The organism is Rhizobacter sp. (genome assembly GCA_019635355.1).
Classification (GTDB): domain Bacteria; phylum Pseudomonadota; class Gammaproteobacteria; order Burkholderiales; family Burkholderiaceae_C; genus Rhizobacter.
This window is the reverse complement of record JAHBZQ010000001.1, coordinates 2,360,992-2,380,431: the sequence shown is the minus strand read 5'-3', so window position 1 is coordinate 2,380,431 and position 19,440 is coordinate 2,360,992. Positions and strand designations below refer to the sequence as shown.

Annotated in this window: 17 protein-coding genes; 13 read left to right on the top strand and 4 right to left on the bottom strand. The window is 67.3% G+C overall.

Annotated features, from left to right (window positions below; genetic code table 11):
• Nucleotides 1–154 precede the first annotated feature (154 nt).
• Genes lepA through nagZ form a run of 8 tightly spaced genes read left to right on the top strand, consistent with a single transcriptional unit; the run spans nt 155 to nt 7,611 of the window.
• Nucleotides 155–1,963 carry a translation elongation factor 4 gene (gene lepA, locus KF892_10630; protein ID MBX3625458.1) on the top strand — a complete coding sequence of 603 codons (1,809 nt, stop codon included), beginning with the start codon at nt 155–157 and terminating at the stop codon, nt 1,961–1,963.
• Nucleotides 1,963–2,928, top strand: coding sequence for a signal peptidase I (gene lepB / locus KF892_10625; GenBank protein MBX3625457.1), 966 nt, complete (start codon nt 1,963–1,965; stop codon nt 2,926–2,928). Before lepA ends, lepB begins: the two co-directional genes overlap by 1 nt.
• Nucleotides 2,929–2,955: 27 nt before the next feature.
• Nucleotides 2,956–3,324: a DUF4845 domain-containing protein gene (locus KF892_10620; GenBank protein ID MBX3625456.1), complete on the top strand. Its 369-nt coding sequence runs from the start codon at nt 2,956–2,958 to the stop codon at nt 3,322–3,324.
• A gap of 31 nt (nt 3,325–3,355) precedes the next feature.
• Complete coding sequence (gene rnc / locus KF892_10615) at nt 3,356–4,063, top strand: ribonuclease III (protein ID MBX3625455.1); 708 nt, start codon at nt 3,356–3,358, stop codon at nt 4,061–4,063.
• Nucleotides 4,064–4,067: 4 nt separating this feature from the next.
• Nucleotides 4,068–4,970, top strand: coding sequence for a GTPase Era (era, locus tag KF892_10610; protein ID MBX3625454.1), 903 nt, complete (start codon nt 4,068–4,070; stop codon nt 4,968–4,970).
• 5 nt (nt 4,971–4,975) lie between these two features.
• The gene (recO, locus tag KF892_10605; GenBank protein MBX3625453.1) at nt 4,976–5,761 is read left to right on the top strand and encodes a DNA repair protein RecO; all 786 of its coding nucleotides are present in this window, start codon (nt 4,976–4,978) and stop codon (nt 5,759–5,761) included.
• A gap of 6 nt (nt 5,762–5,767) precedes the next feature.
• Nucleotides 5,768–6,568, top strand: a complete 801-nt coding sequence (locus KF892_10600) for a pyridoxine 5'-phosphate synthase (GenBank protein ID MBX3625452.1) — start codon at nt 5,768–5,770, stop codon at nt 6,566–6,568.
• On the top strand, nt 6,565–7,611 hold the full coding sequence (gene nagZ, locus KF892_10595; protein ID MBX3625451.1) for a beta-N-acetylhexosaminidase: 1,047 nt from the start codon (nt 6,565–6,567) through the stop codon (nt 7,609–7,611). Before KF892_10600 ends, nagZ begins: the two co-directional genes overlap by 4 nt.
• Before the next feature lie 65 nt (nt 7,612–7,676).
• Here the strand turns inward: nagZ and KF892_10590 are convergent, their stop codons facing one another.
• Nucleotides 7,677–10,646: an Rne/Rng family ribonuclease gene (locus KF892_10590; GenBank protein ID MBX3625450.1), complete on the bottom strand. Its 2,970-nt coding sequence runs from the start codon at nt 10,644–10,646 to the stop codon at nt 7,677–7,679.
• A gap of 686 nt (nt 10,647–11,332) precedes the next feature.
• Here KF892_10590 and KF892_10585 point away from each other — a divergent pair.
• The 4 genes from KF892_10585 to KF892_10570 are packed head-to-tail and all read left to right on the top strand — an operon-like array spanning nt 11,333 to nt 14,370.
• Complete coding sequence (locus tag KF892_10585; GenBank protein MBX3625449.1) at nt 11,333–12,283, top strand: RluA family pseudouridine synthase; 951 nt, start codon at nt 11,333–11,335, stop codon at nt 12,281–12,283.
• A complete protein-coding gene (locus tag KF892_10580; GenBank protein ID MBX3625448.1) occupies nt 12,280–12,942 on the top strand; it encodes an HAD-IA family hydrolase in 663 nt (220 codons plus the stop codon). Before KF892_10585 ends, KF892_10580 begins: the two co-directional genes overlap by 4 nt.
• On the top strand, nt 12,935–13,336 hold the full coding sequence (locus KF892_10575) for a Rieske 2Fe-2S domain-containing protein (GenBank protein ID MBX3625447.1): 402 nt from the start codon (nt 12,935–12,937) through the stop codon (nt 13,334–13,336). The genes KF892_10580 and KF892_10575 overlap by 8 nt, the downstream gene beginning before the upstream one ends.
• Complete coding sequence (locus KF892_10570; protein ID MBX3625446.1) at nt 13,333–14,370, top strand: S49 family peptidase; 1,038 nt, start codon at nt 13,333–13,335, stop codon at nt 14,368–14,370. The genes KF892_10575 and KF892_10570 overlap by 4 nt, the downstream gene beginning before the upstream one ends.
• 4 nt (nt 14,371–14,374) lie before the next feature.
• Here the strand turns inward: KF892_10570 and KF892_10565 are convergent, their stop codons facing one another.
• Nucleotides 14,375–15,376 (bottom strand): PD40 domain-containing protein, encoded by a 1,002-nt coding sequence (locus KF892_10565; GenBank protein MBX3625445.1) that lies wholly within the window; start codon nt 15,374–15,376, stop codon nt 14,375–14,377.
• 18 nt (nt 15,377–15,394) lie between these two features.
• Complete coding sequence (lysA, locus tag KF892_10560; protein ID MBX3625444.1) at nt 15,395–16,633, bottom strand: diaminopimelate decarboxylase; 1,239 nt, start codon at nt 16,631–16,633, stop codon at nt 15,395–15,397.
• Between the two features lie 97 nt (nt 16,634–16,730).
• Here lysA and KF892_10555 point away from each other — a divergent pair, with 97 nt between their 5' ends.
• Complete coding sequence (locus tag KF892_10555; GenBank protein ID MBX3625443.1) at nt 16,731–17,651, top strand: LysR family transcriptional regulator; 921 nt, start codon at nt 16,731–16,733, stop codon at nt 17,649–17,651.
• 3 nt (nt 17,652–17,654) lie between these two features.
• Here KF892_10555 and KF892_10550 read toward each other — a convergent pair whose 3' ends face one another.
• Nucleotides 17,655–19,343, bottom strand: a complete 1,689-nt coding sequence (locus tag KF892_10550; GenBank protein ID MBX3625442.1) for a fibronectin type III domain-containing protein — start codon at nt 19,341–19,343, stop codon at nt 17,655–17,657.
• Nucleotides 19,344–19,440: the final 97 nt, after the last annotated feature.

Below are 19,440 nucleotides of genomic sequence, written 5' to 3'. Positions count from 1 at the left end.
GTTGGAAGGCGCGTCACTCATTCGACGTGCCTTTTTTTTAGCCTCTTCTCGTTCAGCGCGAGACACTTTCGCGCCACCTTCCCACTCACGATCGATCGCTCATCACAACCGTCTGGTTGTTGACTCAGAGCGGTTCGAGCACTGAGCGCTTCGCATGGATCACATCCGTAATTTCTCCATCATTGCCCACATCGACCACGGCAAGTCGACGCTCGCCGATCGCCTCATTCAGCGCTGCGGCGGCTTGAGTGACCGCGAGATGGCGGCCCAGGTGCTCGATTCGATGGACATCGAACGCGAGCGGGGCATCACCATCAAGGCGCAGACCGCCGCGCTGACGTACAAGGCGCGGGACGGCAAGACCTACCAGCTCAACCTGATCGACACCCCGGGCCACGTCGACTTCTCATATGAAGTGAGCCGCTCGCTGTCCGCCTGCGAGGGTGCGCTGCTGGTGGTGGACGCGAGCCAGGGCGTGGAGGCCCAGACGGTGGCCAACTGCTACACCGCGCTCGACCTCGGCGTCGAAGTGGTGCCTGTGCTCAACAAGATGGACCTGCCGCAGGCAGACCCCGAGCGCGCCAAGGCCGAGATCGAGGATGTGATCGGCATCGATGCGGAGCACGCCATCCCTTGCAGCGCGAAGACCGGCGAGGGCATCGACGACATCCTGGAGGCGGTGATCGCCCGCATGCCCGCCCCGCGCGGCAAGGCCGATGCGCCTCTGCGCGCCATGATCATCGATTCCTGGTTCGACAACTACGTTGGCGTCGTGATGCTGGTGCGGGTGGTCGATGGCGAACTCAAGAAGGGTGAGCGCTTCAAGATGATGGCGACCGAGGCGGCTTATGCGGCCGAGCAGCTCGGCGTGTTCACGCCGAAGTCGGTCTCGCGCGATATGTTGAAGGCGGGCGAAGTCGGATTCGTGATCGCCGGCATCAAGGAACTGCAGCATGCCAAGGTGGGCGACACGCTCACGCTCGAGAAGAAGCTGCCGAACAACCTCGGGCCGGCCACCGAGGCGTTGCCCGGCTTCAAGGAAATCCAGCCGCAGGTCTTCGCCGGCCTGTACCCGACCGAGGCGAGCGAATACGACCAGCTCCGCGACGCGCTCGAGAAGCTCAAGCTCAACGACTCCTCGTTGCGGTACGAGCCCGAGGTGTCGCAGGCGCTGGGCTTCGGCTTCCGCTGCGGCTTTCTCGGTCTCCTGCACATGGAGATCGTGCAGGAGCGCCTGGAGCGCGAGTTCGACCAGGACCTCATCACCACGGCCCCGTCGGTTGTCTACGAGGTCGAGCTCAACAGCGGCGAGGTGCTCAAGGTCGAGAACCCCTCCAAGATGCCCGACCTCGGCCGCATCCGCGAGATCCGCGAGCCGATCGTGACGGTGCACCTGTACATGCCGCAAGACTACGTCGGCCCGGTCATGACGCTGGCCAACCTCAAGCGCGGCACACAGATCAACATGGCCTACCACGGCCGGCAGGTGATGCTCACCTACGAGATGCCGCTGGCGGAGATCGTGCTCGACTTCTTCGACAAGCTGAAAAGCGTGTCGCGCGGCTACGCGTCGATGGACTACGAGTTCAAGGAGTACCGCGGCTCCGATGTCGTGAAGGTCGACATCCTGCTCAACGGCGACAAGGTCGACGCGCTGTCGATCATCGTGCATCGGGCTCAGAGCCAGTTCCGCAGCCGTGCGGTCGTGGCCAAGATGCGCGAGCTGATTTCCCGCCAGCAGTACGACGTGGCGGTGCAGGCTGCCATCGGGGCCAACATCATTGCGCGTGAGACAATCAAAGCCCTGCGCAAGAACGTCATCGCCAAGTGCTACGGCGGCGACATCACCCGCAAGCGCAAGTTGCTCGAGAAACAAAAGGCCGGCAAGAAACGCATGAAGCAGATCGGCTCTGTCGAAGTGCCGCAGGAAGCGTTTCTCGCCATCCTCCAAGTGGACGATTGATGGGTTCTCTCACAGGTTTGCTGTATGCGTGCCTCGCCGTTTATCTGGGAGGCTGGTATCTGGGCAAGTGGACGGGCAATTTCTCGCTGCTGCTCTTCATCCTCACCCTGGTGACGCTGGCTTACTGGCTGGCTGAGCGCTTCCATTTCGCACCGGCGCGTGCCAAGGCGGCACGCTCCCTCGAGCAGCAGGACCAGGCTCGCCGCGAGGAGCTTGCAAGCAAAGGCATCGCCAAGGTCGATGGCGACATCGCACCGGCGCGCGAAGCCTTGTTGATGCAACCGTGGTGGCTCGATTGGACGGCTGGGCTCTTCCCGGTGATCCTGATCGTGTTCCTGTTGCGCTCTTTCCTGTTCGAGCCGTTCAAGATCCCATCGGGCTCGATGGTGCCGACGCTGCTGGTGGGCGACCTGATCCTCGTCAACAAGTACCACTACGGCGTTCGCCTGCCGGTCATCAACAAGAAAATCATCGAGCTGAACAAACCTCAGCGCGGCGATGTGATGGTGTTTCGCTACCCAGCCAACCCCAGCATCGACTACATCAAGCGTGTGGTGGGCGTACCCGGTGACGAGGTGTCGTACCGCAACCAGCGCCTGTACCTGAATGGCCAGCAGGTCGAGACGACGGCGTTGCCCGAGTTTTACGACGACGACAGCACGCGCTACTTCAAGCAGTACAGCGAGAAGCTCGGATCGGTCGAGCACAACATCCTGGTCGATGTGCAACGGCCTTCTTACATCCGCCCGACGGACCCGTTCCCCTACAAGGAAAACTGCAGCTACAGTGCCGAAGGCGTCACGTGCAAGGTGCCGGCAGGCCACTATTTCATGATGGGCGACAACCGCGACAACTCCGAAGACTCGCGCTTCTGGGGCTTCGTGCCCGACGAGAACATCGTCGGCAAGGCCTTTTTTGTGTGGATGAATTTCGGTAACCTCCGCCGCATCGGCTCGTTCCATTGACCACGCCAACACGAGGAGCAAGAGGCCATGACCGTTGAACATCGCACGCTGCGTTCAGAGCGCGGCATCACGCTGTTCGGTTTGTTGTTCTGGGCCATCGTGATCGGCTTCGGGGCGCTGCTCGGCCTGCGCGTGCTGCCCACCGTCAACGAATACTTCACCATCAAGCGTGCGGTCGAGCAGATCGCCGCGAGCGGCGCGACCACCGTGCCCGAGATCCGCGCGGCTTTTGACAAGCAGGTGCAGATCGAATACTCCATTCAGTCCATCACCAGCAAGGACCTGGAGATCACCAAGGTCAATGACAAGGTGGTGATTGGCTTTGCCTACGGCAAGGAGATCGAGATCATGAGCCCGGTCTACCTGCTCATCAAATACGAAGGGCGGTCGAAGTAGGCCGCGTGCCGACTGCTTCGTCCGATGTACCGTGGACGCCCGCCTCAACGCACTGCAACAACGCCTGGGACACAGGTTTGCGCAGCCTGAGCTCCTGAGCCGGGCGGTGACGCACCGCAGCTTCGGGGCCGATCACAACGAGCGGCTCGAGTTTCTCGGTGACGCTGTTCTGAGCCTGGCCGTGAGCGCACTGCTGTTCGAGCGTTTCGGTGTGTCCGACGAAGGCGACCTCACGCGCGTGCGCGCCCACCTGGTCCGAGAAGACACGCTCCACCGTGTGGCCCTCTCGCTGGGCCTGCCCGAAGTGCTGCGCCTGAGCGAGGGCGAGGCCCGTGGCGGTGGTGCCCAGCGCGCATCCATCCTGGCCGATGCGCTCGAAGCCATCATCGGTGCCACCTTTCTCGATGGCGGCTTCGAACCTGCCCAGGCCCTGGTGCAGCGACTCTTCGGCGAGGTCATCGTCAACACCGACATCGACAGCTGGACGAAAGACGCCAAGACCGAATTGCAGGAATGGCTGCAGGCCCGCCGCCTGCCGGTGCCGACCTATCGCATCCTGAACACCCGTGGCCAAGCTCATGCACAGACCTTCGAGGTCGAGTGTGCCGTGCCGGCCCTGAGCCTCACCGAGACGGGTGAAGGCCGCTCGCGCCGCATGGCCGAGCAGGAAGCGGCCCGCCGCATGCTCGTGACGCTGAAGGCCAGCGACGACAAACCCGGCAGTGCGCTGCGCTCCTGATGCCATGACCGACGACTCCGAAAACAGCCCGCAGCGCTGCGGCCTCGTGGCCATCGTCGGCCGGCCCAACGTCGGCAAGTCGACACTGCTCAATGCGCTCGTCGGTCAGAAGGTGAGCATCACCTCGGCCAAGGCCCAGACCACACGCCACCGCATCACCGGCATCCGCACGGTGGGGGCGAGCCAGTTCGTGTTCGTCGACACCCCGGGCTTCCAGACCCGCCACAGTGCCGCCCTCAACCGCACGCTCAACCGCACGGTGCAAGGCGTGCTGTTCGACGTCGACGTGGTGCTCTTCGTCGTGGAAGCCGGTCGCTTCGGCCTCGACGATGCCAAGGTGCTGGCGCTGCTGCCGCCCGGCAAGCCGGCCATCCTCGTGGCCAACAAGCTCGATGCCGTGCACCGCCGCGCCGAGCTCGTGCCCTGGCTCAAGGGCATGCAGGACCGCCACGCCTTCGCCGAGTTCGTGCCGCTGTCGGCCAAGAAAGAGGCCGACGTGAAGCGCCTGCTCGACATCGTGCAGCCCTACCTGCCCGAGCAGCCCTGGTTCTACGAAGAAGACGCGCTCACCGACCGCAGCGACCGTTTCCTCGCGAGCGAGCTGATCCGCGAGAAGCTCTTCCGCCTGACGGGCGACGAGTTGCCTTACGCCTCGACCGTCGTCATCGACAAGTTCGAGGAAGAAGGCAACCTGCGCCGCATCGCGGCCACCATCGTGGTCGAACGCGATGCCCACAAGGGCATGGTGATCGGGCACGAAGGCGAGCGCCTGAAGCGCATCGGCTCCGAAGCCCGCCAGGAACTCGAGCACCTGATGGGTGCCAAGGTCTTCCTGGAGCTGTGGGTGAAGGTGCGCTCCGGCTGGGCCGACAACGAAGAGCACCTGCGCAGCTACGGCTACGAGTAAGCCGGATGGCCACGCGCGCCACGCGTCCTGCGGCCCAGCAGGCCGCCTTCGTCCTGCACCACTACGACTGGAGCGAGACCAGTCTGGTCCTCGATCTCTTCACCCGAGAGCAGGGGCGGCAAGCCGTCGTCGCCAAGGGCGCAAAGCGCCCGTATTCCCAGATGCGCGCGGTGCTGCTGCCCTTCCAGCGCCTGCAGGTCTCGCTGGGCAAGCCGCCCAAGGTGGACGCGGGCGAGGGTGCCGGCGAAGTGCAGACCCTCCGCGCCGCCGAATGGGCCGGCGGCCAGGCGATGCTCACCGGCGCGGCGCTCTTCAGTGGCTTCTACCTCAACGAGTTGCTGATGAAGCTGCTGGCGCGAGGCGACCCGCACCCGGCGCTCTTCGACCTCTACGCGCAGACCCTGCCGGCGCTCGCCTCCGACGACGAGAACGACACCCAGGCGGCCTTGCGCGCCTTCGAGGTGCTGCTGTTGAAAGCGATCGGCCTGCTGCCCGACCTGGGCCTGGTGACGCTGACACAGGAAGACATTCAGCTCGAGCAGCGCTACGCCATTCGCTCCGAAGCGGGCGTCACCGCGTCCCGTGCCGGCGATGCCGCACTCTCGGGCTCGCAGCTGATCGGCCTGCAGGCTGCGCTCGAACACGGCAGCCTCGCAGCGCTTCAACAGGCCTGTGTCCCTGCGCTGCCCGAGCTCAAGGCCATCTTGCGCGGCCTGCTTCACTATCATCTCGGCTCGCCCGTGTTGCGCACCCGCCAGGTGATGCTCGACGTCCAAGCCCTCGATCGATAGCCCCTCATGAACCCCCTGCTCACCAGCGGCCTCGATGCGCACCGCGGCCTCACCGCCCTGTCGGTGAACGTGAACCTGGTCGCGCAGATCCGCAATCGCCGCCCGCTGTCGTTCCCGAGCGTGACCGGCCTGTCGACGATGGCCCTGGAGGCCGGCGCCCAAGGCATCACCATTCACCCCCGGCCCGACCAGCGCCACATCCGCACCCACGACGTCTTCGACCTGGCCGAGCTGATGGCCCGGTGGCCCCAGGCCGAGTTCAACATCGAAGGCAACCCGCTGCACAACCTGATGGACCTGCTGCGGCAGCTCGCCGCGCAGGGCCGCGCGCCGCAGCAATGCACCTTCGTGCCCGACAGCGAAAGCCAGCCGACCTCCGACCACGGCTGGCGCTTCCCGGAAGACGCCGCGATCTTGAAGCCGCTCATCGCCGAGGCCAAGTCGCTCGGCATCCGCGTCAGCCTCTTCATGGACCCGCTGCCCGAGATGATGGCCGCCGTGCGTGACGTGGGCGCCGACCGTGTCGAGCTCTACACCGAGTCGTATGCGCGCGCCCACGGCACGCCCGAGCAGGCGGAGGTGCTCGCGCGCTTCACCGCCGCCGCCGAGGCGGCCCTACGTGTGGGCCTGGGCATCAACGCCGGCCACGACCTCAACCGCACCAACCTCGCCGATTTCCTGCGCGCCGTGCCCGGTGTGCAGGAAGTGTCGATCGGCCATGCGCTGATCGCCGACACGCTCGAACTCGGCATGTCCGAAACCGTGCGCGCCTACCTGCGTTGCATCCACGCTGCTGCTGCCCCATGACACCCCATGCTCCCGTCGTGCTCGACGTTGCCGGCACCACCCTCAACGACGACGACCGCCGCCGCCTCCAGCACCCGCTGACCGGCGGCCTGATCTTCTTCGCACGCAACTGGCAGAGCCGCCAGCAGCTCACCGAGCTGGCGGCCGAGATCAAATCCATCCGGCCCGACGTGCTCATCAGCGTCGACCACGAAGGCGGCCGCGTGCAGCGCTTCCGCACCGACGGCTTCACCCATCTGCCGCCTATGCGCGCCTTGGGCGAGTTGTGGATGCGCGATGCGCTCACCGCCACCGATGCCGCCACCGCCGCTGGCTACGTGCTTGGCGCCGAGCTGCGCAGCTGCGGCGTCGACCTGAGCTTCACGCCGGTGCTCGACCTCGACCACGGCGGCTCCAGCGTGATCGGCGACCGTGCTTTCCACCGCGACGCGCGCGTGGCCACGATGCTCGCCAAGAGCCTGATGCATGGCCTGCTGCAAGCCGGCATGGCCAACTGCGGCAAGCACTTCCCGGGGCATGGATTCGTCAAGGGTGACAGCCACACCGAAGTGCCGGTCGACAAACGCTCGCTGAAGGCCATCCTCGCCGACGATGCCAAGCCCTACGAGTGGCTCAGCACCAGCCTCACGAGCGTGATGCCGGCGCACGTGATCTACCCCAAGGTGGATGAGCGGCCGGCGGGCTTCTCGCCCCGCTGGTTGAAAGAGATCCTGCGCCAGCAGCTGGGCTTCACCGGCGCGATCTTCAGCGACGACCTCAGCATGGAAGGCGCCAAGGTCGCGGGCTCCGCCGTCGAGGGCGCGGTGGCGGCGCTGCAAGCCGGCTGCGACATGGTGCTCTTGTGCAACCAGTCACTCGACGGTGGCCATGCGGTCGATGCCTTGCTCGATGGCCTGCAGGCCGCGGCCGAGCAGGGCCAATGGACACCCGATGCCGACAGCGAGATGCGCCGGCTCCGGCTGCTCCCGCAGGCCGCGCCGCTGACCTGGGACGAGCTGATGCACGACCCCGTGTACCAGCGGGCACTGGAGCGCCTGCCCTGAGCCACCGCTACCGATGAAAGAAAAAGGGCGCACCGCGGTGCGCCCTTTTCATTGGAGCGGCCCGATCAGGCCGACGGCTGAGACGGCGTTTGCGTCTCGAACGGCAGGCGAACCTGCGACAGGTCCTTGCGCGTCTCCACCAGCACCAGCGGGCCTTCGTCGATCAGCACCACCGGCTTGATCTCGCGCGGCACATGCACCGGCTTGGGCTCGCGCGCCATCGCCTCTTGCACCGCGCGGATCTTGTCGGCGTCGGAGTTGACCCATTGCAGGCCGGCCGATTCGGCGACGGACTGCAGTTGCTCGGTGTTGAGCACATAGGGCTCGACGACCGCCGCAGCAGCGGCCGAGGCCACCATCGGCTCCGGCTCGTTCGCGAGCGCTTCGACGACAGGCGCGATGGCTTCTGCTGCGGCCTCTGCCTTGATCTCCTGCGGCTCGGCTGCCGGTGCCTGCGCTTCTTCGGCGACCACTGCCGAGGGCGCCGTGGCCGCTTCTGCGTCAGCGGTCATCGGCTCAGCGGTACCTTCTGCCGCCGCAGCGCCTTCACCCGATTCCTCGCGGCGCTGGCGATCACGCCCGCCGCGGCCACGGCGACGACGGCCACCTTCGCGTTCACCTCGCTCCTGGCCTTCGCCTTGCGGCGCGCCTTCTGCATCGGTCGTCACGGCTTCGCCCGACATGTCGGACGCGGGCTCCAGCGACAGCGCGCTCTGCGACTCGTCGCCGGCTGCGGCCTCCGTCACCTCGGGGTTGCGGGCCTCGTCGCGGTCACGACCGCGGCCGCCACGGCGGCGGCGACGGCCCTGGCGCTCGCCCTGGGCGTCACCCCCTTGGCCTTCGGCAGCATCGCCGGGTACGGTGTCGACGAAGGCGCGAGCCTGTGCGTCTTCGCTGCCGGCGACGGCGTCGACAGGCGCCGGGCGCGGCTGGCCGCCACGGCGCTGGTCACGACGTTGGTCGTTGCGGGCCTCGGCGCCTTCTTCGGCGGTCTCGGGGCGGCGGCCACCCTCGGCTTGGGCTTCTTCCGGACGCTCGCTGCGCTCGTTGCGACGGCCACGATTGCCGCGCTCACCACGCTCGTTGCGCTCTCCGCGCTGTTCGGAACGTTCGCCGCGCTCCCCACCGCGTTCGGCGCTGCGCTCGCCACGTTCACCACGCTCACCACGTTCTCCGCGACGCCCGTCACGGCCACCACGGCCGCCCCGGTTGTTGCGGTCGCCGCGGCCTTCGCGGCGTTGTTCGTTGCCCGCATCGGCCGCGGGTGCCGCCACGGCCGGCGCAGCAGCCGGTGCCGTGTCGGCCGTGCCGAAGAGCTTCTTCACCCAGGCGAAGAAGCCGCCACCAGACACCGGCGCGGGCGGGGCCACAGGGGCCGGTGCCGGCACCGGCGCGGCCACCACCGGCTCAGGCTTGGGCGGCGCGATCGGCGCGGCGGTGTCGGGCAGGATGCCCTTGATCACCGGCTCCTGCTTGGCCTTGGCCTTCTCGCGGCGGGTGATGCCCACCTCGTCGTCCGGCTCCTCGATCATCGAGTAGCTGACCTGCAGGTTCTCCAGGCGCGGGTCGTCGTGGCGCAGGCGCTCGAGCTTGTAGTTGGGCGTCTCGAGGTGCTTGTTGGGCACGAGCAGCACGGTCACGCGCTGCTTGAGTTCGATCTTGGTGATCTCGGTGCGCTTCTCGTTCAAGAGGAACGAGGTCACTTCCACCGGTACCTGCACGTGCACGGCGGCGGTGTTGTCCTTCATGGCCTCTTCCTGGACCATGCGCAGGATCTGCAGCGCCGACGATTCGGTGTCGCGGATGTGGCCGGTGCCGTTGCAGCGCGGGCAAGTGATGTGGCTGCCTTCGCTCAAGGCCGGGCGCAGGCGCTGGCGGCTGAGTTCGAGCAGGCCGAACTTCGAGATCGACGAGAACTGCACGCGTGCGCGGTCTTGCCGCAGCGCATCGCGCAGGCGGCTCTCGACTTCGCGGCGGTTCTTCGACTCTTCCATGTCGATGAAGTCGACGACGATCAGGCCGCCCAGGTCGCGCAAGCGCATCTGGCGGGCGATCTCGTCGGCTGCTTCGAGGTTGGTGCGGGTGGCGGTCTCTTCGATGTCGCTGCCGCGCGTCGAGCGCGCGGAGTTCACGTCGACCGACACCAGCGCTTCGGTGTGGTCGATCACGATGGCGCCGCCCGAGGGCAGGTTCACCGTGCGCGAGAACGCGGTCTCGATCTGGTGCTCGATCTGGAAGCGGCTGAACAGCGGCGCGTCGTCGCGGTAGCGCTTCACCTTCGGTGCGGCCTCCGGCATGACGTGGGTCATGAACTGGTGGGCCTGCTCGTAGATGTCGTCGGTGTCGATCAGGATCTCGCCGATGTCGGCGGTGAAGTAGTCGCGGATCGCGCGGATCACGAGCGACGACTCCTGGTAGATCAGGAAGGCGCCCTTGCCCTCTTTGGAGGCCGCGTCGATCGCGGTCCAGAGCTTCAGCATGTAGTTCAGGTCCCACTGCAGCTCGGGCGCGGTGCGGCCGATGCCGGCGGTGCGCGCGATGAGGCTCATGCCTTTGGGGTACTCGAGCTGGTCGAGGTTTTCCTTCAGCTCTTCGCGGTCTTCACCCTCGATGCGGCGCGACACGCCACCACCCCGGGGGTTGTTGGGCATCAGCACCAGGTAGCGGCCGGCCAGCGAGACGAAGGTGGTGAGCGCTGCGCCCTTGTTGCCGCGCTCTTCCTTCTCGACCTGCACCAGCAGCGCGTCGCCTTCCTTGATGGCGTCCTGGATGCGTGCATTGCGCACGTCGGCGCCGTCGCGGAAGTAGTTCTTCGAGATTTCCTTGAAGGGCAGGAAGCCGTGGCGCTCTTCGCCGTAGTCGACGAAACAGGCTTCGAGCGAAGGCTCGACGCGGGTGACGACCGCCTTGTAGATGTTGCCCTTGCGTTGCTCGCGGCCTTCGATTTCGGTCTCGAAGTCCATGAGCTTCTGGCCATCGACGATGGCCAGGCGACGTTCTTCTTGCTGCGTCGCGTTGATCAGCATGCGTTTCATGTGCGCTCCTACGCTGCGCTGCCACCAGCAGGTGGTCAGGTGCAGCTCATCCAACACGTCACCGCCGGGAAGACCCGGGGGCGACTCATCGATGCACGAGGAACGTGAATGAACCGGAAGGAATCGCCCTGGACTGCGGTGACGTTGGCCGATCAGCGAAGGATCGGAGGCCCGTCAGGCAGCGTTGGCGCGTGCGTGGCAGTGGGCAAAGGGCAGGGCCGTGAGGCATGGGGGGTGCGCCATCCGGCCACGGCGCTGCCGGCGCGACATTCGCGCAAGGGCAGCGTGGGGTGGGAGATGGGGCACGTCATCCGCTTTGATCACTGGACGCGGGCCAGAGCCTTGCACGTGTGGCCGGCGCGGTGCGCGTCGGCAAGTTGCTTGTCTCTGGCCTGGAAACCTTTTGGCGAGGGTTCGTTCTTGTTTCTCTGCCGCACCGGGGCTGACTGCCGCCGTGTCACTTGGGGACTCGGCCTGCTGCACGCCGGGGTGCGTTGCATCACCTTTTGGCCACAACTTCTTCGCGTGGCCGGCCGCGTTGTGCTGGGTGATCGGCTGAGTGGGGCGCCGCTCGCGGCGTAAACTCAGAAAAATCAATCACTTACAGCAGAAACGTGGTGCAGCGCATTATAAGGGGCAAAGCGGAAACACCGGCAAGTCCGAGGCCATCCGCCACGCCACCCGCGGTGCAGACGGTCGAGATCGACGAGGCCTCCGAAGGCCAGCGGCTCGACAACTTCCTCGTGAAGCTGCTGAAGGGCGTGCCCAAGACCCACGTCTACCGGGTGATCCGCTCCGGGGAGGTGCGGGTCAACAAAGGGCGGGCGTCGGCCGACACCAAGCTGGCCCTCGGTGACAAGGTGCGTGTGCCCCCGGTGCGCATGGCCGACCCGAAGGCGGCACCGGCCGCGCCGGCGCGTGAATTCCCGGTCGTCTTCGAAGACGAGCACCTCATCGCCGTCAACAAGCCGGCTGGGGTGGCCGTGCATGGCGGCAGCGGCGTGAGTTCGGGTGTGATCGAGCAGCTGCGGCAGGCGCGGCCGACGGCCAAGTTCCTCGAACTCGTGCACCGGCTCGACAAGGAAACCTCAGGGCTCCTGCTCATCGCCAAGAAGCGCTCGGCGCTGGTCGCGCTGCAAGACCAGTTCCGCGGCCGCGAAACCGGCAAGACCTACGCCGCGCTCGTGGTCGGGGCGTGGCCTGCCAAGCGCAAGGTCATCGACGTGGCGCTGCACAAGTTCCTCACCGCCGAAGGCGAGCGCCGGGTGCGCACGGTGGACGACGACCACGACGAAGGCCGCCGCTCCATCACCCTCGTGGGCGTGGCCCAGGCCTACACCGGCTTCACCCTGCTGGACGTGACCATCAAGACCGGCCGCACCCACCAGATCCGCGTGCATCTGGCCCACGAAGGCCACCCGATCGTCGGCGACGAGAAATACGGCGACTTCGCCCTCAACAAGGCCGTGGCCAGAGGCGAGGCGGTGAAGGGCCACCGCTTCGAGCGCATGTTCCTGCATGCGCGCCGGCTGCGTTTCCAGCACCCTGCCAGCGGCGAGGCGATCGAGCTCCTCGCCCCCTTGCCCGCAGAATGCGAGGCATTCCTCCAAGCACTGCCTTCCGCCAAGACCCCATGACCCGACCGCGCCGTTTCGACCTCATTGCCTTCGACTGGGACGGCACGCTGTTCGACTCGACGGCGCTCATCGCCCGCTCCATCCAGGCCGCCTGTGCCGACCTTGGCGTGGAGGTGCCGAGCGACAAGGATGCGAGCTACGTGATTGGCATGGGCCTCATCGACGCCCTCCAGCATGCCGCCCCCGGCCTGCCGCGCGAGCGCTACCCCGAACTCGGCCAGCGCTACCGCCACCACTACTTCGCCAAGCAGCACGAGATCGTGCTCTTCAAGGGAACGCTCGACATGCTCAAGGCGCTGAAGGCGCGCAACCACTGGCTCGCGGTGGCCACCGGCAAGTCGCGCATGGGGCTCAACGAAGCGCTTACGAGCGTCGAGCTTCATGGTGTGTTCGACGGCACCCGCACCGCCGACGAAACGGCCTCCAAGCCCAACCCGCTGATGCTGCAGGAGCTGATGCGCGAGTTCGGCGTCGACCCCGAGCGCACGCTCATGATCGGCGACACCACGCACGACCTGCAGCTGGCGATGAACGCCGGGGCCGCGAGCGTCGGTGTGAGCTACGGCGCGCACACGCCGGAGAGCTTCGGCCAATACAAGCCACTGCACATTGCGCATTCCGTGGCCGACCTCGATGACTGGCTGGCCCGCCATGCCTGAGCTCGAGCCCGATGCGCCGGCCGTGCGCCTGTGCGCGTCGAGCGAGCTGGCCGAGCGCGGCAAAGCTGTGCTCTTCGACGTGATGCACTTCCACGAGAAGCTGCGTGGCTTCGCGCTGCGCCACGACGGCCAGGTGGTGGCCTACCTCAACCGCTGCCTGCACGTGCCGACCGAGCTCGACTGGCAACCCGGCGAGTTCCTGGATGCCAATCGCGAGTTCATCATCTGCTCGATCCACGGGGCGAGTTACGCGCCGCAGGACGGGCGCTGCGTCGGCGGCCCGTGCGGGCGCGGCAAGTTGACGCGGCTCAAGGTCATCGAGCGTGACGGCGAGGTGTATTGGTATCCTTCCCGCGAGACCCGTCCCGTTCCGACTCCGCAGTCCCCCGCATGAATCCCGAAGACAACCTCCCGCCGGCCGCCACGCCGGCTGAAGCCGCTGCTGCGGCCACTTCTGTGTCTGCTTCTGCGGCGGCCGTGCCGCCGCCCGCCCCAGCCCCCGCGCCCAGCGCGCTTGAGCAGACGGTCGCCCTTTTTGCGCGCGACTACCTCGCCGACCGCCGCGCCGAGCGCCGGTGGCGGGTGTTCTTCCGCCTGTCGTGGCTGATCTTCTTCCTGCTGGTGGTGTGGCTCGCGCTGAGCGCCCGCACCAGCACCACGGCGCCAAGCACACCGCACACCGCCCTGATCGAAGTGCGCGGCGAGATCGCGGCCGACACCGAGGCCAGCGCTGAGCTGCTCGTGGCCGCCTTGAAAAACGCCTTCCAGGACGAAGGCGCGCAGGCCGTGGTGCTGCGCTTCAACTCGCCCGGTGGCAGCCCGGTGCAGGCCGGCATCGTCAACGACGAGATCAAGCGCCTGAAGGCGCTCTACAAGAAGAAGGTCTACGCGGTGATCGAGGAAGAGTGCGCCTCGGGGGCGTACTACATCGCGGTGGCTGCCGACGAGATCTACACCGACAAGGCCAGCATCGTCGGCTCGATCGGCGTGCTGATGGACGGCTTCGGCTTCACCGGCACGATGGAGAAGCTCGGCGTCGAGCGCCGCCTCATCACCGCGGGTGAAAACAAGGGCATCGGCGACCCCTTCACGCCGCTGTCGGAAAAGCACCGCGCCTACACGCAGGCCATGATCGACCAGATCCACCAGCAGTTCATCAAGGTGGTGAAAGAGGGCCGCGGCAAGCGGCTCAAGATGAACGGCGAGACCTTCTCCGGCCTCTTCTGGAACGGCGAAGAAGCCGTCAGGCTCGGACTGGCCGATCACCTCGGCAACCTCGACTACGTGGCGCGCGAGGTGGTGAAGGCCGAAGAGATCATCGACTACACCCCGAAGGAAAACGTGGCCGAGCGGCTGGCCAAGCGCTTTGGTGCCTCGGTGGGTGAAGGTGCCGTGAAGGCGATGCGCGGGCTGCCGTCGTTGCGCTGAGGGATCAGTTCGACGGGTGCTCGCTGTTGCCCGTGCTCGTGCCTGGCGTGAGTTCAGTGAGGCCCGTGCCATCGGGCCGGATGCTGAACACCCGGAAGCGCAATCCCTCGGCCGGCACCATGCGGTGGAAGTAGATCGTCTGGCTGTCGAGGCTCCATGCCGGTTTGCTGTTGATGTTGCCGTCGTCGATCAGGTAGCTCGCGGCTGAGCCCACGGTGGCGATGCGGATCGCCCAACGGCCAATGCCGCCGTTGGCCGCTGGGTTCACGTTGACCAGCCACGCGATCTTGGTGCCGTCGGGTGAGTAGTACGCGTCGTAGTCGGCCAATGAGTCGAACGTGATCTGATTGGCGGGGGCCAGCGGTGCGGCGTTCATCCAGAAAAGCTCGTAGTTCGCCGGGGCGCACACGGCCGGGTTGGCGCAGCCGTTGAAGAGCAGAGTCGTGCCGTTCGGCGACCACGACACGTCGGTGTTCCAACCGTTGCGGTTGGTGTATTGCACCGGGTTCTGCCCATTCGCGTCGGTGACGAAGATCTCGGCGCGCGTGGTGGTGAGGGCGCCGAACATCGCGATCCTGGTGCCGTCGGGTGACCACTCGCCGTGGCCGTGCGCCGCCCAGCCGTTGCCACCGTCGGCGATGAGCTGCGTCTGGCCGCTGCCGTCGGCATTCATCACCCACAGGCTCGCGTTGAAGTAGTTCTCCGGGTCGCCCGCCGGCGAACGGTAGAAGAGGATCTTGGTGCGGTCGGGCGAGGCGCGTGGCCACCAGTTCTCGTACAGCGCGTTGTTCGTGAGTCGGCTGACGCAGGTGCCGTCGGCACGCATCACGTAGATCTCGTGACGGTTGTCGTGTCGGTCGGAGTCGAAGAGCAGCTGGTTCGTCTGCAGCGTCGGCACGGTGCCTGAACTGAAGCCCGAGCACTGCGGCCCGGGCGCTGTCTCCGACTTGCCCCCACACCCCACGAGCGCTGCGATCAAGGTGAGGGCGGTGATCGGCAAACGCATCGTGGGCTCGCTGTCTGTTCAGCTGTCGGTGTCTTCGAGGGCCAGCAGCTCGGCCACCGTCTGGCGGCGGCGGATCAGGCGGATCAGGCGGATCTTGCCCGCGTCGACCAGCACTTCAGGGATGAACGGCCGCGTGTTGTAGTTGGATGACATCGACGCCCCGTAGGCGCCGGCGTCGTGGAACACGAGCAGGTCACCCACCGCTGCCCGCGGCAGTTCACGCGTGTGCACCACGCCGCCTTCACCTTGCGTGAACACGTCGCCCGACTCGCACAGCGGCCCGGCCACCACCGTGGGCTGCACGGCGCGCGCGCTGTCGTCGGCGGGCAGCACGTCGATGCGGTGGAAGCTGCCGTACATCGACGGGCGCATCAGCTCGTTGAAGCCGGCATCGACCAGAACGAACTGGTTGCGGCCCATCTGCTTGGTGGCGCGCACCTCGGCGATCAGCACGCCAGATTCGGCGACGAGATAGCGGCCCGGCTCCAGCTCCAGGTGGATGGCGTGGCCTTGTTGTTGCGCGATCTGGCGGCGTGCCGCATCCCACAGGCTGAAGTAGTGCGCGGTGTCGATCTGCGGGTCGCCGTCGCGGTAGGGAATCGACAGACCGCCGCCGGCCGAGATGGCCTCGATGGGCATGTCGATCTTCGCCACCAGGTCGACCATCGCGTGGCACACCTGCTCCAGGTGCGAGTAGTCGACGCCCGAGCCGATGTGCATGTGCAGGCCCACGAGCTTGAGCCCATGCTGGCGGATGGCCGCGAGCGCCTTGGGCAGGTCGGTGTGCCAGATGCCGTGCTTGCTGTGCTCGCCGCCGGTGTTGGTCTTGTTGCTGTGGCCGTGGCCGAAGCCGGGGTTGATGCGCAGCCACACGCGGTGCCCCGGCGAACTCTCGCCCAGCTGGTGAAGCATGTCGATCGAGCCGGCATTCACCGGCACCTTCAGTTCGACGACACGCGCGAGCGTGGCGCGGTCGAAGAGGTCGGCGGTGAAGACGATCTCGTCGCCACCGGCCACGTAGCCCGCCGCAAGCGCACGCTCGATCTCGCCCAGCGACACCGCATCGACCTTCACGCCCTCGGCGCGCATCAGGCGCAGCAGGTGCGTGTTGGAGTTGGCCTTCTGCGCGAAGCGGATGGTGTCGAACGACCGCAGCGCGGCAATGCGCTGGCGGATGGTGGCGGCGTCATAGGCCCAGCAGGGCGTGCCGTGGGTGCGCGCGATCTCGCGCAGGGTGGGGGTGGAAAACGGGTTCATGGGGCGCATCGTGCGCCAGGCCGCGCATTCTGAAAAGTATTTGTTTGTCGATCATCCATTCAGAATGGATATGCTCCGGCCTTTACCGCAGGACGCCATGAAGCTCACCCACCGCCAGATCGAGGTCTTCCGCGCCGTGATGAACACCGGCAACGTGACCCAGGCCGCGCAGGCGCTGCACACCTCGCAGCCCACCGTGAGCCGCGAGCTGGCGCGGCTCGAGCAAATCCTGCAAATGAACCTCTTCGACCGCGTGCGCGGCCGCTTGCGGCCCACGGCGCGGGCGCTGGCGCTGCTGGAAGAGGTGCAGCGCTCCTACCTCGGCTTGGAGCGCATCGCCGCCGCGGCCCGCTCGCTGCGCGAGTTCACGCAGGGGCGGCTCAGCATCGCGTGCCTGCCGGCGCTTGCGCACGGGCTGCTGCCGCTGGCGGTGCAGCAGTTCGCGGCGGGCCATCCGCAGGTGGGCGTGTCCATCACGCCGCAGGAGTCGCCGCTGCTCGAAGAGTGGCTGACCGAGCAGCGCTTCGACCTCGGCCTGTGCGAGCGCATCCACGCGCCCGCCGCCACGTCGATCTCGACACTGCTGCAGGCCGACGAGGTCTGCGTGCTGCCCGATAGCCACCCGCTGCTCGCCCGCCGTGTGCTGAAGCCGAAAGACTTCGCCGGCCAGCCTTTCGTGAGCTTTGCGCCGGCCGACCCGTATCGCGAGCTGGTCGATGCGCTCTTCGAGCGCGAAGGCGTGCAGCGCCGCCTCGCCGTCGAGACCGCGAGCGCGGCCTCGGTGTGCGCGCTGGTGCGGCAAGGCCTCGGCGTGGCCATCGTCAACCCGCTCACCGCAATGGAGCTGGCGGGCGCGGGCTTGCAGGTGCGCCCGCTGTCGTTTTCGATTCCCTTCGCGGTGACGCTCGTGCTGCCGCAGCTGCGGCCGGCGAGCCCGCTGCGCGACGCCTTCGTCACCGGCCTGCAGCAGGCGGCGAGCCTCTTGCAGGCACGCCTGCGCCAGCTCGCGAAGCGTTGAGCGTCAACGCTGGAACGACCACTCGATGCGCGCCGTCTCCTGCGTCGTGTGGCCGCTGAAGCTGCTCTCGCCCAGCACGCCTTGCACGTCCCAGCCGTAGCCGAGCAGGCCGTCCACCGATGAGCTGGCGCGTGGACATACGGCAAAGGTGTTGCCGTTCCAGAAGGTGATGAGCCGCAGGCGGTAGCGCGCCGGGGTCACGCCGCGGTCGATCTCGAGCGACACGAAGTTGCGGTCGGTCGACACCTCGTGCACCGAGGGCGTGATGGTCACGGTGCAGTCGTCGTCGGTCACCGTCACGCCGACGGTGCCCTCGGCGCGGTAGACCTGCGTGGTGGCGTTGCCGGCGGTGAGGTCGCGCCGCCAGGTGATGTGGGCGATGTTGATGGCCGTGGTGCCCGCGATCGACGGGCCGTCGGTCGCGCTGATCGTGCCCACCCAGCGGTCGTCGGTGATCGTCACGGGCGAGGCCAGCACCACGGTGCGGCCAGTGCGCTGGTGGGTGCTCTGGAAGCTCACGACCACGGTTTCGGGGTCGGGCACCTCCTGCGGTGCGGTGTAGGTGGCGCCCACCTCGCCGCTTGGCACGATGGTGCCGTCGGTGGCGCTGCCGCCTTGCTGGAGGAACACATACCACCCACGCGTGTAGCCCGGCTTGGTGTTGAGGAAGGGCAGCTGGCGCGTCTCGAGCACCGGCTGGTAGATGCAGGCGCGCTGCTCGTCGTTGATCGGCTCGCAGATGCCGATCTCGACCTCGTAGCCGCGCACACGGGCGTAGGGCACGAACTGCAGCGTGCCGCCCACCGCCACGCTGGCCTGGCGCGGTGCGAGGTGGAAGGCGAGGTAGCGCACCACGGTGAACTCGACGCTCACGTCGCCCGGGCCGTGCGGCCGAGCGCGCGTGGCCTGCGCCTGCGCGGATGACGGCGCCAGCATCGCGATGGGCAGCGGCGCGACCAGCGTGCGCGTGGTCTTGTCGATCTGCGTGAGCGGCAGCGAGAGCCAGCTGCCGTCGGTGCGCTGCACCGCGATGCGCAGGCCGTCGGCGAGGGGTGCGTCGGCCTCGTCGTAACGCACGCGCAGGGTGGCGTTCTGAGTCGGGACGGCGGATAGGCGCACGCGCAGCGCGTCGCCTCGGCCATCGGGCGCAGTGTTGCTGACGGCCTGGGTCTCGACCGTCGTGCCCGTGCTCACGCTGCCGGCAGGCAGCTCGAGCGTGATGCGGCCGTCGGGTGAGGCGATGCTCGCGGCGGCGCTGCCGAGCGTGGCCTGCGTGCTGGCCCCGAGCGCGGTGCCGGGGGCGGTGATGAGCGCGGCGTCGTCACCAGTGGTCGCGCTGCCGGCGGCGAGCGGGCTGGCCGCCGCGTCGGTGCTGACGAGGCGGTAGCTGTAGGTCGTGCCCTGGGTCAGGCCGTCGTCCACATAGGCGCCGCTCGCAGCATCGACCGTCGCGATGCGGGTGTAGGGGCCTGTCGTGCCGGTGCGGCGCTCCACGGCGTAGGTGGTGGCGGTGGCCGGTGGCGTCCAGGCCAGGCTGACCGTGTGGGCCGAGGTGCCCACGGCGGTGAGCTGCTGTCCGCTCGCGGGCGTGGTCGGCGTGCTGGGGCCGCTGTCGGAGCCCCCGCCGCCGCAGGCGGACAGAGCAAGGGTGAGGGCCATGGCAAGGGCCAGGCCGAGGCGAGTGAAGGTCATGGAGACTCCCGGTATGAGGATCTGGCGCGGCGTGGTGGCCGCATGTCGCCAGTGTTCCGGGAGGGGCCCCACCGAACATCGCTCGGAGGAGCCATCG

What these genes read in the sequence shown, in the direction of transcription:
- KF892_10555 (MBX3625443.1), top strand. Translation starts at nt 16,731, where the DNA reads ATGAAGCTCACCCACCGCCAGATCGAGGTCTTCCGCGCCGTGATGAAC.
- KF892_10590 (MBX3625450.1), bottom strand. Translation starts at nt 10,646, where the DNA reads ATGAAACGCATGCTGATCAACGCGACGCAGCAAGAAGAACGTCGCCTG.
- KF892_10570 (MBX3625446.1), top strand. Translation starts at nt 13,333, where the DNA reads ATGAATCCCGAAGACAACCTCCCGCCGGCCGCCACGCCGGCTGAAGCC.
- KF892_10575 (MBX3625447.1), top strand. Translation starts at nt 12,935, where the DNA reads ATGCCTGAGCTCGAGCCCGATGCGCCGGCCGTGCGCCTGTGCGCGTCG.
- KF892_10600 (MBX3625452.1), top strand. Translation starts at nt 5,768, where the DNA reads ATGAACCCCCTGCTCACCAGCGGCCTCGATGCGCACCGCGGCCTCACC.
- lepA (MBX3625458.1), top strand. Translation starts at nt 155, where the DNA reads ATGGATCACATCCGTAATTTCTCCATCATTGCCCACATCGACCACGGC.
- nagZ (MBX3625451.1), top strand. Translation starts at nt 6,565, where the DNA reads ATGACACCCCATGCTCCCGTCGTGCTCGACGTTGCCGGCACCACCCTC.
- KF892_10620 (MBX3625456.1), top strand. Translation starts at nt 2,956, where the DNA reads ATGACCGTTGAACATCGCACGCTGCGTTCAGAGCGCGGCATCACGCTG.
- recO (MBX3625453.1), top strand. Translation starts at nt 4,976, where the DNA reads ATGGCCACGCGCGCCACGCGTCCTGCGGCCCAGCAGGCCGCCTTCGTC.
- KF892_10580 (MBX3625448.1), top strand. Translation starts at nt 12,280, where the DNA reads ATGACCCGACCGCGCCGTTTCGACCTCATTGCCTTCGACTGGGACGGC.
- era (MBX3625454.1), top strand. Translation starts at nt 4,068, where the DNA reads ATGACCGACGACTCCGAAAACAGCCCGCAGCGCTGCGGCCTCGTGGCC.
- KF892_10565 (MBX3625445.1), bottom strand. Translation starts at nt 15,376, where the DNA reads ATGCGTTTGCCGATCACCGCCCTCACCTTGATCGCAGCGCTCGTGGGG.
- lysA (MBX3625444.1), bottom strand. Translation starts at nt 16,633, where the DNA reads ATGAACCCGTTTTCCACCCCCACCCTGCGCGAGATCGCGCGCACCCAC.
- KF892_10550 (MBX3625442.1), bottom strand. Translation starts at nt 19,343, where the DNA reads ATGACCTTCACTCGCCTCGGCCTGGCCCTTGCCATGGCCCTCACCCTT.
- lepB (MBX3625457.1), top strand. Translation starts at nt 1,963, where the DNA reads ATGGGTTCTCTCACAGGTTTGCTGTATGCGTGCCTCGCCGTTTATCTG.